The organism is Streptomyces sp. NPDC025784, assembly GCF_055558435.1.
In genome coordinates, this window is the sequence record NZ_JBVHMN010000014.1 from 78216 (window position 1) to 92620 (window position 14405).

Consider the following 14405-nt stretch of genomic DNA (forward strand, 5'->3'; position numbering starts at 1 on the left):
ACGGCACCGGTCCCGCCGCGGCGCCGTACGGGCGTGCCGTGGGCGCCGTACGGGCGTGCCCGGGTGCCGTCAGCTCAGGAGCCCGATGATCACCAGGACCACCAGCACCGCGATCAGCACGGCGACCTTGAGGGCCGCGGGCCACGGTCCGTCCGGGTCACCCGGGTCCTGTCCCCGCCGCGGGTCCGGCACGGGTACGGACACCGGCGCCGGCCCGTTGAACACGTCGTGCCCGGTGGTCGCCGCCCGGGTGCACCACGGACAGGACGTGAGATGGGAGCCGAAGGTGTGCAACGGGCGGCTCGGGCAGACCCGCACCAGGGACCGCTCCTTGTCCAGCGCGCGCAGCCACGCCTCCGCCGGAGGGCGTGCGGCGGGCGCGTGCACGCCGGGGCCGAAGGCGGCGCGGGCCAGGGTGAGCAGTTCGGGGGGCAGCACGGACGGGTCGATGGTGCCGCGCGGGATGACCACGCGCTCCGGGCGTACGACGTAGGAGCAGCTGGCGGCGATGTTGTCCTTGACGGTGGACTCGGAGGCGCTGTCGTGCGGGACGCCCCCGAAGGGGTGGTTGCCTGCCGTCAGCAGCTGGTAGACGAGGACGGCGAGGGCGAAGTCGTCGGTGGCGCGGGTGGCGGGGCCGCCTGCCTGCCGCTCGGGGGACGAGTAGTCGGTGGTGTGCATCAGGCAGGGGAAGAGCTCCCCGTTCACCGGGTCGTTGAAGGCGATCGAGTCGCAGTCCAGGAAGGTGACGAAGCCGTTGGCGTCGACGACCACGTTGCTGCTGGAGAAGTCGCCGATGACGAGGTTGTCGTAGTGCATGCGGGCGGTCATGAAGGCGAGGTTCCAGGCGACGCCGAGCAGGAAGCGCCAGTCGGCCCGGTCGGGGAACAGCTTGAGGCGCTGGGCGCGGGTGAACAGGCCGATGACCTGCACGTGATCGGGTTCGCCGAAGCGGCGCATGGCGTAGCCGAGGAACTCCCCCTGCGGGCCCCGGGCGAGCGCGGTGGGCCAGGCCAGTTCGGGCGGCTGGGAGCGGTCGGTGGGACGGGCGGCCAGCGGGGACATGGTCAGCATCCGCATCAGCCGCCGCTCCTGCTCCAGGCCGGGCGGCTCCCGGTAGAGCTTCACCACGATGCCGTCGTCGCCGACGACCGGGAACACGGCGGCCTGGCCGCCACCCTTCAGCGGCAGTTCCGCGAGGGTGACCGGCTTCCCGTCGAGGAACACCGTGAGCCCGCTCATGGCCGCGCCTTGAGCACGGCTCGCAGCAGTGTCTTGTCGTCGGCGTTCAGGGCGGTCAGGCGGTCCGACCTCAGCAGGGTCGCCAGGCCCTCGTGGGCGCTGTCGGTGACCGGGCCGGGGGCGTCGAGGGAGCGGAACACGGCGTCGACGAACGAGACGTTCGGGGACGGCGTGCCGCCGCCCGCGCGGTTCAGCGCGGCCTGTACGAGTCCGTCGGTGGACAGCAGCACCCCGTCGATCCCCTCGTCGGACACGCAGTCGGTGTGCACCCAGCGGGCCGCGTCCGGCGAGGTGAGGAACACCGTCTCGTTGCTGTACTCGCTCACCGCCATCGCCTGCGGCAGCAGATGGAACTGCCGCTCGCCGTCCTCCGCGCCCGCCCGCAGCACGACGAAGCCGTCGCCCACGGTGAGATGACCCAGCCAGCCCTGCGTCAGCACCACGACGGTGAGGGTGGTGGCGAAGTCCGCGGCCTCGGCCCCGGTCCGGTCCAGGAACACCTTGCTGACGTCGTGGAAGGCGTCCTCCAGCAGTTCGTGGACGGCCTCGCCGGGGTGGCAGTCCGCCGCCGCGGCGGCCCGCCGCGCGAAGTGCTCCGCGGCCAGCTCCACCGCGAGCCGAGACCCCTCCCCGGAGCGCGGCCTGCTGCCGGCGCCGTCCGCGACCGCGAGGACCGCCACCGACGGCGACACGGCGAAGGCGCAGGCGTCCTGGCAGGGCAGTCCCTGGCGGCGGTGGCGGTAGCCCTCGACGCTCATGCCGTGGATCCGCCACGGCGTCTCCCGCTCGTCGACGGTGGCCATCGGTCAGGATTCCCAGGCCGGGCGCTGCGTCTTGAACTGGCTGAAGATCTTCTCGAAGACCTCGTCGCCCGCGCCCTTCTGTTCGGCGTTCGCGCTGGCGGACATCATCTGGAGCAGCTCGCGGAAGGGGAATCCCTGGAGCCGGGCGTTGAACTTCGGCGCGAAGGCCCGGAGCACCTGCTCTCCCATGTCGGTGATGCCGCCGACGCCTATCGCGTACAGCCGGAAGCGGCGGGCGCGCTGCTCGTCGGCGAGGACGGGGATCAACCGGTGCCAGGAGTCGGTGAGATGCCCCGTGCCGTCGGTCGGCAGCCCGTCGGTGACCAGGCAGATCTGCGGCCGGTAGTACTGGAGGCCGGAGGCCCGCAGCTCGGCCTTGCGGGCCGCGACGATGTGCATCGACAGCTCCAGCGCCTCCGTCATCAGGGTCACCCCGGCGGCGGTGAGCTGCGGCGGCTGGAAGGTGTGCGCGGGCACGAAGGGACTCACCGGGGCGCGGGGGGCGAGGAGTTGGGGACCGCGCCAGGCGGCGACGCCCTGGCCGCCGAAGGTGACCACGGCGACCTCCACGCTGTAGCTGAGGCTGACGTCGTCGTGCAGTTCCCGGGTCCACTCCATGAGCGCGTTGTTGAGCGTCTGGATGGGCTGTCCGGCCATGGAGCTCGACGTGTCGAGGCAGAGCACGAGCGGCAGCCGCTGCGCGTTGTTCTCGAACTCGATGTCGGCATACTCCGCCGGCAACGTGGGCGGGTACTCGCTGTGCATCTGTGTCTCCCGGTCTCAGGTCCTCGTGCCGTTGGCGTGCCGTCCGGTGGCCGGCGGGAACGCGTACAGGACGTCGGAGTCCCGTTCTCGCGCGTCGGTGACGTCGACCAGCCCGCCGGGGGCGGGCGGCGGCCGGCCGGGCTCCGCCCACACCGCCCGGTAGAGGACACGGTCGATCTCGACGTAGCCCTGCGGGTGCAGTTCGGTGCGGACCACGGCCGACCTGGCGGGGCCGGGCACGTTGCCGACGCGGCGTCCGTACCGGGGGGCCGGTGTCACCCTGAGGCGGGTGGTGGTCTCGTCGCGCGGGCCGACGGTGGTCCCGTCGCCCGGGCGGGTGGTGGTCTCGTCGCGCCGGCGGGTGGGTGCCGTGGTGGGCGGGACGGCCCCGACGCCGGGTGCGGCGAGGGCACGGCGGGACAGGGTGCCCACCGCGCGGGAGGACCGGCGGATCAGGAACAGCAGGGCGGCGAGCAGGACGACGAGCAGGACGCACAGGACCGCGAGGATCTGGGTGGCGGTGTCCCAGCCGGCGTCCGAGGCCTGGTCGGACCCCTTGTCCGCACCCTTGTCCGCGCCCTTGCCCGCCCCGGACGACTGCTTGCCGTCGGCCTTCTCGGTGTTCCTGGACGTGCCCGAGGGGGTGCCCGTGCCACCGAACGGCGGGCCGGAGGGCCCGGCGATGGCGTACGTGTGCTCGGAGAGGTCGGCCGCCAGGTGCTCGGCGATCAGGTCGGCACCCCGCAGCGGGCCCTTGGCGAGCCGGGCGCACAGGTTCTTGGGGTTCTTGGGCCGGCAGGCCTGGAGGGTCGTCAGTTCGCTCACGGCCTCGGCGGGCAGCCGGTCGATCGTGGCGTCCGGCTCGACGAGCCGGCCGGTCGCGTTCGCCAGCAGGAGCAGCGCGGTGCCGCCGCCTCCGGTGTGCCGGTTGTTCGGCACCTCGACGACGAGGTCGGCGCGGTCGCGCCACAGGGCGCCCTCGACGGCCCTGCGTTCCTGCGCGCTGCCGTCGAACCGCACCGGTTCGTCGAGCGTGACCCGTACGGTGCCGTCGCGGATGTTCCGCGACCAGCACTGGAGACGCTCCCTGAAATCCTTTCCGCAGGACGCGTCGGCCGCCGATCCCGGTACCGCCGCGGCGGCCGCCGGACCCACCGCGAGCAGCATTCCGGAAAGCGCGATGGAGCAGAACGAACGCCGCATGGGCAACCCCCCGTGGCCTGAAAGGCGCACCCCCGTCACCTTGAAAGGCACTCGCCCATATTGGGGCCAACCGGTGGGCGTCCGGAAGGGGTTCGGGCCACATGACGGATTTCACTTCTACAACTTGAATACCTGATGGCAGCGGGCGAACATCTGCCGCGCCCGTTCCACCCAATCACTGGCCAAAGCATCGAAATCCGTTTGGGTCATGCGGCAGGTCAGCGGGAGGTCGCACACTCCGGCCAGGCAGGGGCGTGGTCCGCGTACGTCCCATACGGACAACATGGGGTTCAACTGTTCGGTATTCCATGCGTTCGCCGCCGCGGCGGCGACGGCCAGTTGATCCTGGCGCAGATAATGACCGTCGGTCGCGAACGCGACGAGAAGCCGTTTGGTCGTCATGAATCTCACGGTGACCATCCGTCCCGTTTCCTTCAGATCGAATTGCATGGAAACGGAAACGGTGTCGGTCGCGGTGTGGTAATTCCGCCTGGCCACCCAGTTCTGTACCAACTGCCGCCAGTGCGTGCCGATCTCGAGGATGTCGTGGCCCCGGCCGGGAAAGGACTCAGGCGTCGCCACGGCCCACCGCCTCGGCGACCATCCTGTCGGTCAGACCGGCGTCGAGCAGCGCCTGCGCGTGCAGCAGCAGGCAGGACGGCACGGACTCGCTGACGCTCTGCCGGCGCCGGTTCGCCAGTTCATGGGTGCGCACCTTGATGCTGTGCGCCACGGTCGGCGGGGGCCAGGAGGCCGGTTTCGGGGTCTGCTCCAGCAGGTCGGCGAGCAGCGTGTCCAGTGCGGGCCGGTCCTGCGGCTGCTTGGCCAGGCACCCGGAGACCAGTTCCCGCATCCCCGCGGGAACTCCGTCGAGTTCGGGTTCGGCCAGCACGACCCGGTAGCGCACCGCCTCGCCGCTGCCGTGCGGCGGACGGCCGGTGAGCGCGTACACCAGGACGCCGCCGAGGGAGAACACGTCGCTCGGCGGGCCCACCGGGGCCCCCTTGATCTGTTCCGGCGACATGAAGGGCGGGGTGCCGACGACCACGCCGACCTGGGTGAGGCCGGGAGCGCCGTCCACCCGGGAGATCCCGAAGTCGATGACGCGCGGACCGTCGGAGGCGAGGAGCACGTTCGCCGGTTTCAGGTCGCGGTGCACGACGCGGGCGGCGTGGATGGCCTGGAGCGCCTCCACCAGGCCCGCGCCGAGCCGGCGCACCTGCGGCTCGGGCAGCGGCCCGTCGGTGCGGACCGCCTCGGCGAGCGAGGGACCGGGCACGTACATCGTGGCCAGCCAGGGGAGTTCGGCCTCCGTGTCGGCGTCGACCACGGCCGCGGTGTAGGCGCCGCCCACCACGCGTGCCGCGGCGACCTCGCGGGCGAACCGCTCCCGGAACTCGTGCTCGGCCGCCAGTTCCGGCCGCACCACCTTCACGGCGACCTCACGCCCGGCCGGCGATCGTCCGAGATACACCCATCCCATCCCGCCGGAACCGAGCCGTCCCACGATGCGGTAGGGCCCGATCTTCATGGGATCGCTGACCGGTGTGCGCACCCCGCTCACCTCATTTCGGGGTTAGTTGCAGGATGTCAGGAGTGTCCCGCGAACATGCGACTTTTTCAGCCGGTCCGGCACGTTCCGCGCACCGGTCGCCACGGCCCCGGGGACGGGCGGGGGTGGCGGGGAGCACGGGAAGAGCCGGGGCCCCGCACACCGTTGTGCGGGGCCCCGGCTCTTGTGAGGTGGTCTTCACCGCGGCCGGTCGTGACGATCGCTGGTCAGGGCACATCCAAACCGGCCGCGGAGTCTGTACGGGGACTCAGCCCAGGCGCTGCACCAGCGCGTGGTACTCGTCCCACAGTTCCTTCGGGGTGTGGTCGCCGAAGGTGTTGAGGTGCTCGGGCACCAGAGCGGCCTCCTCGCGCCACACGTCCTTGTCGACGGTGAGCAGGAAGTCGAGGTCCGACTCGGACAGTTCGAGCCCCTTGGTGTCGAGGGCGCCCTTGGCCGGCAGGATGCCGATCGGCGTCTCGACGCCCTCGGCCCGGCCGTCCAGGCGGTCCACGATCCACTTCAGGACGCGGCTGTTCTCGCCGAAGCCCGGCCACACGAACTTGCCCGCGTCGTTCTTGCGGAACCAGTTCACGTAGTAGATCTTCGGGAGCTTCGACTGGTCCTTGTCCTTGGCGACGTCGACCCAGTGGCCCATGTAGTCGCCCATGTTGTAGCCGCAGAACGGCAGCATCGCGAACGGGTCGCGGCGCAGCTCGCCGACCTTGCCCTCGGCGGCGGCGGTCTTCTCGGAGGCGACGTTCGCGCCGAGGAAGACACCGTGGTTCCAGTCGAAGGACTCGGTGACCAGCGGGACCGCGGTGGCCCGGCGGCCGCCGAAGAGGATCGCCGAGATCGGCACGCCCTTGGGGTCCTCCCACTCGGGCGCGATGATCGGGCACTGCGAGGCGGGCACCGTGAAGCGGGCGTTCGGGTGCGCGGCGGGCGTGCCGGACTCAGGCGTCCAGTCGTTGCCCTTCCAGTCGGTGAGGTGGGCCGGAGTCTCCTCCGTCATGCCCTCCCACCAGATGTCGTTGTCGTCGGTCAGCGCGACGTTGGTGAAGACGGAGTTGCCCCACAGCGTCTTCATCGCGTTGGCGTTGGTGTGCTCACCGGTGCCGGGCGCGACGCCGAAGAAGCCGGCCTCGGGGTTGATCGCGTAGAGGCGGCCGTCCTCGCCGAACCGCATCCAGGCGATGTCGTCGCCGATGGTCTCGACCGTCCAGCCGGAGATCGTGGGCTCCAGCATGGCGAGGTTGGTCTTGCCGCAGGCGCTCGGGAAGGCTGCGGCGACGTACTTGGACTCGCCCTGCGGCGGGGTCAGTTTGAGGATGAGCATGTGCTCGGCGAGCCAGCCCTCGTCGCGCGCCATGACGGAGGCGATGCGCAGGGCGTAGCACTTCTTGCCGAGCAGCGCGTTGCCGCCGTAGCCCGAGCCGTACGACCAGATCTCGCGGGTCTCGGGGAAGTGGGAGATGTACTTCGTGGAGTTGCACGGCCACGGCACGTCCTCCTCGCCCTCGGCGAGCGGCGCTCCGAGCGTGTGCACGGCACGCACGAAGAAGCCGTCGGAGCCGAGTTCGTCGAGGACCGGCTGTCCCATGCGGGTCATGGTGCGCATGGACACGGCGACGTAGGCGGAGTCGGTGATCTCGACGCCTATCGCGGAGAGGTCGGAGCCGAGGGGGCCCATGCAGAACGGGACGACGTACATCGTCCGGCCCCTCATCGAGCCGCGGAAGATGCCGCCCTGCCCGCCCTCGCCGGAGAAGATCTCCCGCATCTCGGCGGGGGCCTTCCAGTGGTTGGTCGGGCCCGCGTCCGCTTCCTTCTCGGAGCAGATGAACGTCCGGTCCTCGACCCGCGCGACATCGGTCGGGTCGGAGGCGGCGTAGTACGAGTTGGGGCGCTTGATCGGGTCGAGCTTCTTGAAGGTGCCCTTGCGGACGAGCTCCTCGCTCAGTCGCTCGTACTCGGCCTCGGATCCGTCACACCAGACCACGCTGTCCGGCTCGGTCAGTGCTGCGATCTCGTTGACCCACGAGATCAGTTCCTGGTGGTTGGTGGGGACGGCGGTTGTGGGAGCCGCGATGTCGCGCGCCACGATTGCTCCTAAATGAGGGGTTTTGTTGTTGTGCCCCGTGGGGGCTGCGACCCGGATGCTTCACGGTTGTCGATCTCTGGCGCTCATCCGGTGCCGACCGCACTCATTTGATCATCCGACGCATCCGCGCATATGTCCAGAGGTCCTCACACCTGAGCGGAGTGAGCATCGCCACTCGCCCGAAGGTTTCCTCCCGCACACCCGGGGTTCACCCGGGTACCCGCGGGCCGGGGCGGGTCACCTGCGCGGGCCAGGCCGGCGCTCCCCGCCGCCCGGACACCCCGCGGAGCACGCGACGCGCGCACGGACACGGCCGGAGACCCGGACCGCGCCGGAGGCCGGCCGCCCCGCGGCACCCCCCGGGCGCTCCGGCCGCTCGCGTGAGAGCATGGCCACTAACGGCGTTCCATCACGCCGCCCTGATACGTAACTTACGGTTCCGTAGGTACCATGCGCGCATGACTGCGTCCGTCCCCGACGCGCCCACGGACTCGCCGGCCGACGGCCGCGGTCCCGATGCGCTCTCCCCGTCGCATCCGGTCAAGCCCAAACTGCGCGGCTGGCTGCACCTCGGCATGTTCCCGGCCGTCCTCGTCTCGGGCCTGGTGCTCACGGCCCTCGCGGACTCCACCCGCGGCCGTATCGCCTGCGGGATCTACGTCCTGACGGCCTGCCTGCTGTTCGGCGTGAGCGCGCTGTACCACCGGGGGAACTGGAGCCCCCGCATGGACGGCGTCCTGCGCAGGCTCGACCACGCCAACATCTTCCTGATCATCGCGGGCACCTACACCCCGCTGACCATGCTGCTGCTGCCGAGCACCAAGGGGCAGTGGCTCCTGTGGGGGATCTGGGCCGCCGCGGCCGCCGGCATCGTCTTCCGGGTGTTCTGGGTCGGCGCGCCGCGCTGGCTCTACACCCCCTGCTACATCGCCATGGGCTGGGCGGCCGTCTTCTTCCTCCCGGACTTCATGCGCGCGGGCGGGATCGCGGTCCTCGTCCTCGTCATCGTCGGCGGCCTGCTCTACAGCGCGGGCGGGGTCATCTACGGCATCAAGCGGCCGAACCCGTCACCGCGCTGGTTCGGCTTCCACGAGGTCTTCCACTCCTTCACCCTCGCGGCGTTCGTCGTGCACTACGTCGGCATCTCACTGGTGGCCTACCAGCACGGATAGCCCCTGAGACCTCCCTGCACCGAAGGGCCGCGGCTTTCGAGCCGCGGCCCTTCGTCGTACCCGGACACGACTTCCGGACCGCCCCGGGGCCATCTCCTGCCCTGAACCCATATTGACAGACACAACTTTTTGAGAGCTACTTTCATTTCATGGTGACTCTCACAGATGACGGCGCCGCAGGGCGCGACCCCCGCCGCTGGTGGGCCCTCGGGGCCCTGGTCGCGAGCCTGCTCGTGCTCGGTTTCGACCTGACGATCCTCAATGTGGCACTGCCGACGATGGCCCGGGACCTGGGCGCCTCCACGGGCGAGCAGCAGTGGACGGCGGACGCGTACGTCGTCGTCTTCGCCGCGCTGATGCTCCCGGCGGGCCTGCTCGGCGACCGCTTCGGGCGGCGCCGCATGCTCATCGCCGGCCTCGGCGTCTTCCTCGCCGGATCCCTGGTGGGCGCCCTCGTCGACGACGTCGCCTGGGTGATCGTCGCCCGCGCGCTGATGGGGATCGGCGGCGCGCTCGTGATGCCGCTCGCCTTGGCCGTGCTGCCCTCGCTGTTCGGACCGGACGAGCAGACCAAGGCGGTCGGCGCGGTCTCGGCCGCCTCCGCGCTGGGGCTGCCGCTCGGCCCGATCGTCGGCGGCTGGCTGCTCGACCACTTCTGGTGGGGCTCGGTCTTCGTGGTCAACGTGCCCATGGCGGCCATCGGCATCACGGCCTGCCTGTTCCTGCTCCCCGAGACCCGCGATCCCTCCTCCCCCGAGGTCGACACCGTGTCCACCGCCCTCACCGCGGCCGGACTCAGCATCCTGATCTACGCGATCATCGAGGCCCCGCACCGCGGCTGGGGCGACCCGCTGGTCCTCGGCCTGCTCGGCGCCGCGCTCGGCCTGGTCGCGCTGCTCGTCCTGCGCGAGCGCCGCAGTGTCCGCCCGATGCTCGATCTCTCCCTGCTCGCCCAGCGCGGTTTCCTCCTGAACACGCTGGCCGCGACGCTGGTCATGTTCGTACTGTCGGGCCTGATGTTCGTGCTGCCGCAGTACCTCCAGGCGGTGCTCGGGCACGACGCGTTCGGCACGGGTGTACGGATGCTGCCGATGATGGGCGGACTGCTGATCGCGTCCCGCGCCGCGGGCCCGGTGCTGGCGCGGTTCGGGCCACGCGCCGTGATCAGCGCGGGTCTCGTCGTCCTCGCCTTCGCCGCGATCCTCGGCAGCCGCACCTCCGTCGACGACGGCTACGGCTTCACCGCCCTGTGGCTGTCCGTGGCCGGACTCGGCTTCGGTTTCGCCGTGGTGCCCGCGATGTCCGCCGCCATCGGCGCGCTCCCCCGCGACCGGGCCGGCAGCGGCTCCGGGCTGCTGATGACGGTGCGCCAGGTGGGCAGCGCGACCGGCATCGCCCTGCTCGGCTCGCTCCTCGCGAGCGCCTACGCCGACCGCCTCGACACCTCCGCCCTGCCGCCCGCCGCCGCCGACGCGGCCGGCGACTCCGTGGTCGGCGCCCATGTGGTCGCCGGCCGGCTCGGCGACCACGCGCTGGCCGCCTCCGCGGACGCCGCGTACATCCACGGCATGGACCTGGTCCTGCTGGTCAGCGGTGTCGCCGCGCTGCTGACCGCCCTGCCGGCCGCGGCACTGCTGCGCAACCCCGAACCGGCGCCCGGCCCCGCGCCCGAGCCGCACACCGGCATGGCCCCGGCACCGGCCGATGCCGGACAATGAACACCATGGCCGCCACCGCACACAGTTCCGCCTCCGCCGCGGGGCCCCGGCCCGGGCTCCGCGAGCGGAAGAAGATGAAGACCCGGACCGCGATCCGTGACGCGACATACCGGCTGATCCAGCGGCAGGGGTACGACGCGACCACCATCGAACAGATCGCGGAGGCGGCCGAGGTCTCACCGTCCACGGTGTTCCGCTACTTCCCGACCAAGGAGGACATCGTCCTCACCGACGAGTACGACCCGATGCTCGAAGAGGAGCTCCGCGCGCGCCCCGCGGACGAGCCGTGGTTCGACTCCCTGCGGTACGTGCTGCGCAAGGCCATCGCCCTGGGCGACAACGAGGGGCCGGAGGTGACCCGGCTGCGCACCCGGCTGATGGTGGAGGTGCCCGCCGTGCGCTCCCGGATGATGGAGAGCATGTCGGTCACCGGCAGACTGCTGTGCGGGGCCATCGGCGAGCGCACCGGCCTCGACCCGGAGGGTCTGGAGGTGCGGGTCTTCGCGATGTCGCTGATCGGCGGCCTGATGGAGACCTCCCTGTACTGGGCCGAGGGTGGCCATCGCGAGGACTTCGCCGAGGTCGTGGACCGGGCGGTGGACGTCCTGGAGCACGGTCTGGGCGGCGCGGCCGGCAAGACCGCGGGCGCAAGAACCCCCAGGCCCCAGGGGCACCCCGCATGACATGCTGACGGGGTGAACGGACCGGAGATCGACGTCGAATTCGCCCCCGAACTGGGGATGTTCGTCCCGCACGCGCGACGCACGGGCGCCACCGCCGTGGGCACCGACGGATCCTCCACGCTCGGCCATGTCGTCGAGTCGCTGGGCGTCCCGCTGACCGAGGTGGGAGCCCTGGTCGTGGACGGGCGACCGGTGTCCTTCTCGCACATCCCGGCGGCCGGCGAATCGGTCCGGGTGCGGGCGGTCGAGCGCCCGCAGCGGGTTCCCGGCGCCCCGCTCCGCTTCCTCCTCGACGTCCACCTCGGCACGCTCGCCCGCCGGCTGCGGCTGCTGGGCGTCGACACGGCGTACGAGTCCACGGACATCGGCGACCCGGCGCTCGCCGCCCGGTCCGCGGCCGAGCGGCGCGTCATGCTCAGCCGTGACCGCGGCCTGCTGCGCCGCCGTGAGCTGTGGGCGGGCGCCTACGTCTACAGCACCCGGCCCGACGACCAACTCCGTGACGTCCTCGGCCGGTTCGCGCCGGAGCTGAGGCCGTGGACGCGCTGCACCGCGTGCAACGGCCTGCTCGTCGAGGCCACCAAGGAGCAGGTCGCGGACCAGCTGGAGGGCGGCACCCAGCGGTCGTACGACGTCTTCGCGCAGTGCGGAGAATGCGGGCGCGCCTACTGGAAGGGCGCGCACCACGACCGTCTGGAGGCCATCGTGGTGCGCGCCCTGGCGGAGTTCGGGAGCCGCTGAGGCGGCGGCTCCCGAGAGATCTAACGCTTCATCAGATCACTTGTGCCGCAGGCGAGTCCGTCCCTGCTGGGGTCGATCCCCAGCGGATCGTCCTGGCCGTTGACCTTCAGCCGCCCGTAGTCGTTCTTCTTCAGCCAGGCGCAGCGGGAGGCCGTGGTCCTCCGCACGCCGTCCGGGAAGACCGTCGGCACACAGACACCGACGCCGCCGTAGTGGCGGTCGCAGCCGGAAACGGCGGTGCCGACCTTCTGCGAAGTCCGCTTCCGGCCGGGCTCGGCGACCTTGCCCTCCAGGGAGTCGGCGAAGGAGTGGACGTGCGCCGAGGCGGTGTCCGCCGCGAGCGCGGAGGGTCCCTGGAGGTGCACCCACCTGGCGACGGAGGGCACTCCGTCGGCGTCGACGGCGAAGAGCATGTACCAGCCGGGCGGCGCCAGATCGGGATTGCTCGTCACGTTCAGGTCGACGTTGTCGCCGTCGACGGACAGCGGCAGGTCCACGAACCGCTGGTTGGGGTCCGAGGAGTGGGTCACCGCGGCCGGGCGGATCAGCTCGGCCTTGGCGATGGGCCGGTCGACGGTGATGCGCTGCGTGTCGCCGTACACCCACTCGCTGTCGATCACCGAGGTGATCGTGGGACGGGTGCCCTTGAGGAGGTAGGGCGGGGTGTAGATGGACACGTTGTGGTTCCAGGTGCCGTTGCCCGGGTTGTCGCCGGTGGCCATCACCCGGCCGTCGGGCAGCAGGAACGCGGACGAGTGGTAGCCGCGGGCCTCCGGGTCGGCGGCCACCGGGTCGAAGACCGAGGTCGCCGGATCGAAGATCGACGCCTCGAAGACGGGGTCGGCGCGGTTGTGCAGGCCGCCGCCCGTCTCCAGGACCTTCCCGTCGGGCAGCAGGACGGCGGAGACGTACATCTTGCCCTGGTCGCCGGTCTGGGCGACCTTGCCGTCGCCCAGGTCTACCGTGCCCTGCGGGATCGGCGGGCCGGCGGTGTAGACCGGGTCGGCGGCCTTGAGGTCGATGATGTCGGTGAGCCGGCCCGCGTCCGGGTTGGAGTCGATGTTGCCGCCGCCGAGCGTGAGGACCTTCTGGTCCTGGGCCGGGGGCAGCAGCACGCTCGCGGACTGGTCACGCTCGTCCTTGTTCCGGAGCCCCGGGACGGCGGTCGTGGTGTTGGCGTCGTAGTCGTAGATCGCGGAGCCCGTGCCCGGGGTGCCGTTGCCGAAGACGTGACTGCCCGAGTAGAAGAGCCGGCCGTCCTGCATGAGGATCATCGACGGGTACAGGCCCCAGTACGACCACGTCTGGTTGACCTGCCACAGCGGCAGCCACTTCTGCTCGGCCGCCGACCAGCGTTCGGCGGTCACCGAGCCGGTGGAGTCCTCGCGCAGTCCGCCGAAGGAGATGATGTCGCCGTTGCCGAGCTCGGTGGCCGACGGATACCAGTGACCGTCGTTCATGTCGTTGGTCCTGCTGTACGTCTCGGTGTCCGGGTCGAAGACGTACGAGTCCTTGTAGCCCTCGTACCCGTGGCCGCCCGCGACCGGGAACGCCTTGTTGCCGCTCATGACCAGGACCCGCCCGTCGGACAGCTGGACGTGCCCGGCGCAGAACATGTCCTTCGGCGTGGGGATCACCTTGTACGTGCCGTTCGCCGGGTCGTAGACCGCGCTGGTGAACGTGCCCGCCTCGAAGTTCTCCTCGCTGTTGCCGGATCCCGCGATCAGCAGCACCTTGCCGTTCTTCAGGACGACGGAGTGCATGGACCGCACCGGGTTCCGGGTGGGCAGCACCGTCCACCTGCCGTCGGCGCACTCCTTCGCCGTGCCGGTGCACCGGGCGGGCGGGACCGGGTCGGAGACCTGTTCCATCGTGTAGTCGTCGGTGGTCGCCGAACCCGTGCCGTACACCGAGACGCCCCAGGTGATGCGGTCGGTGCCGGCCGGGACCGCGGGGGTGCGGACCGTCGCCCGGGTCCAGTCCGCCGCCATGTCCAGGGTCTTGAGGTCGGTCCAGTACTGCCAGCCCGACGTCGTGTCGTGCCGGAAGAGCGTGATCGCGGCGTCGGGGGTGGTGGTCTTGTACCAGAGCCCCAGGTCGTACTGCTTGCCCGCGCCGACCACCGGAGCGCAGTCGGTGGACTCGGTGATCAGCGCCTTGCGGTCGCCGTCGGCCCGGCGGGTCAGTGTGACCTTCATGGCCTTGGTCCCGGAGTGGGAGTCGGCGACGGTGGCGAACGTGAAGTCGTTGTCGCCCCAGCCGGACCTCTCCCAGCAGTGGGGCATGCCGTCGGTGCCGTCGGTCTCGAACCCCGGGTTCGTGACGAGGTTGGCGGCGGACGCGGGCTGCGGCGCCACGAGCAGCAGGCCTGCGGCGAGGCCCGCCACGGCCAGCAGCGAGGTGGTCCGGCTCGGTCGCATCC

12 protein-coding genes are annotated in these 14405 nt (G+C 71.1%); 4 read left to right on the forward strand and 8 right to left on the reverse strand.

Translation table 11 applies throughout. The annotated features are described in order from the left end of the window. Positions 1–69: 69 nt before the first annotated feature. The 7 genes from ACZ4IF_RS28650 to ACZ4IF_RS28680 form a co-directional block, all read right to left on the reverse strand. Positions 70–1242 carry a hypothetical protein gene (locus ACZ4IF_RS28650; RefSeq protein WP_359493883.1) on the reverse strand — a complete coding sequence of 391 codons (1173 nt, stop codon included), beginning with the start codon at positions 1240–1242 and terminating at the stop codon, positions 70–72. Next, positions 1239–2045: a PP2C family serine/threonine-protein phosphatase gene (locus ACZ4IF_RS28655; protein ID WP_467567887.1), complete on the reverse strand. Its 807-nt coding sequence runs from the start codon at positions 2043–2045 to the stop codon at positions 1239–1241. The genes ACZ4IF_RS28650 and ACZ4IF_RS28655 overlap by 4 nt, the downstream gene beginning before the upstream one ends. 3 nt (positions 2046–2048) lie before the next feature. Further along, entirely contained in the window at positions 2049–2810 is a 762-nt protein-coding gene (locus tag ACZ4IF_RS28660; protein ID WP_467567889.1) for a vWA domain-containing protein, read from the reverse strand. A gap of 15 nt (positions 2811–2825) precedes the next feature. Then, entirely contained in the window at positions 2826–4013 is a 1188-nt protein-coding gene (locus tag ACZ4IF_RS28665) for a hypothetical protein (RefSeq protein WP_467567891.1), read from the reverse strand. A 117-nt stretch (positions 4014–4130) separates the two neighbouring features. Continuing rightward, positions 4131–4595 carry a hypothetical protein gene (locus ACZ4IF_RS28670; protein WP_467567893.1) on the reverse strand — a complete coding sequence of 155 codons (465 nt, stop codon included), beginning with the start codon at positions 4593–4595 and terminating at the stop codon, positions 4131–4133. After that, positions 4582–5568, reverse strand: coding sequence for a serine/threonine-protein kinase (locus ACZ4IF_RS28675; RefSeq protein WP_359493873.1), 987 nt, complete (start codon positions 5566–5568; stop codon positions 4582–4584). The genes ACZ4IF_RS28670 and ACZ4IF_RS28675 overlap by 14 nt, the downstream gene beginning before the upstream one ends. 265 nt (positions 5569–5833) lie before the next feature. Further along, entirely contained in the window at positions 5834–7669 is a 1836-nt protein-coding gene (locus ACZ4IF_RS28680) for a phosphoenolpyruvate carboxykinase (GTP) (protein WP_467567895.1), read from the reverse strand. 458 nt (positions 7670–8127) lie between these two features. Between ACZ4IF_RS28680 and trhA the strand changes: the two genes are divergently transcribed. The 4 genes from trhA (at position 8128) to ACZ4IF_RS28700 (ending at position 11983) form a co-directional block, all read left to right on the forward strand. Next, on the forward strand, positions 8128–8841 hold the full coding sequence (gene trhA, locus ACZ4IF_RS28685) for a PAQR family membrane homeostasis protein TrhA (RefSeq protein ID WP_467567897.1): 714 nt from the start codon (positions 8128–8130) through the stop codon (positions 8839–8841). Between the two features lie 149 nt (positions 8842–8990). After that, entirely contained in the window at positions 8991–10559 is a 1569-nt protein-coding gene (locus tag ACZ4IF_RS28690) for an MFS transporter (protein WP_467567899.1), read from the forward strand. Beyond that, complete coding sequence (locus tag ACZ4IF_RS28695) at positions 10556–11242, forward strand: TetR/AcrR family transcriptional regulator (protein ID WP_467567901.1); 687 nt, start codon at positions 10556–10558, stop codon at positions 11240–11242. The genes ACZ4IF_RS28690 and ACZ4IF_RS28695 overlap by 4 nt, the downstream gene beginning before the upstream one ends. Positions 11243–11254: 12 nt before the next feature. Then, positions 11255–11983: a Mut7-C RNAse domain-containing protein gene (locus ACZ4IF_RS28700; RefSeq protein WP_467567903.1), complete on the forward strand. Its 729-nt coding sequence runs from the start codon at positions 11255–11257 to the stop codon at positions 11981–11983. 20 nt (positions 11984–12003) lie between these two features. On the opposite strand, the gene ACZ4IF_RS28705 is transcribed toward ACZ4IF_RS28700, so the two are convergent. After that, a complete protein-coding gene (locus ACZ4IF_RS28705) occupies positions 12004–14403 on the reverse strand; it encodes a galactose oxidase-like domain-containing protein (protein WP_467568139.1) in 2400 nt (799 codons plus the stop codon). Between the last annotated feature and the right edge of the window lie 2 nt (positions 14404–14405).

Excerpts from the sequence above, each read along its gene's own strand:
- ACZ4IF_RS28650 (WP_359493883.1), bottom strand. The coding sequence starts at position 1,242 with ATGAGCGGGCTCACGGTGTTCCTCGACGGGAAGCCGGTCACCCTCGCG.
- ACZ4IF_RS28655 (WP_467567887.1), bottom strand. The coding sequence starts at position 2,045 with ATGGCCACCGTCGACGAGCGGGAGACGCCGTGGCGGATCCACGGCATG.
- ACZ4IF_RS28660 (WP_467567889.1), bottom strand. The coding sequence starts at position 2,810 with ATGCACAGCGAGTACCCGCCCACGTTGCCGGCGGAGTATGCCGACATC.
- ACZ4IF_RS28665 (WP_467567891.1), bottom strand. The coding sequence starts at position 4,013 with ATGCGGCGTTCGTTCTGCTCCATCGCGCTTTCCGGAATGCTGCTCGCG.
- trhA (WP_467567897.1), top strand. The coding sequence starts at position 8,128 with ATGACTGCGTCCGTCCCCGACGCGCCCACGGACTCGCCGGCCGACGGC.
- ACZ4IF_RS28690 (WP_467567899.1), top strand. The coding sequence starts at position 8,991 with ATGGTGACTCTCACAGATGACGGCGCCGCAGGGCGCGACCCCCGCCGC.
- ACZ4IF_RS28695 (WP_467567901.1), top strand. The coding sequence starts at position 10,556 with ATGAACACCATGGCCGCCACCGCACACAGTTCCGCCTCCGCCGCGGGG.
- ACZ4IF_RS28705 (WP_467568139.1), bottom strand. The coding sequence starts at position 14,403 with ATGCGACCGAGCCGGACCACCTCGCTGCTGGCCGTGGCGGGCCTCGCC.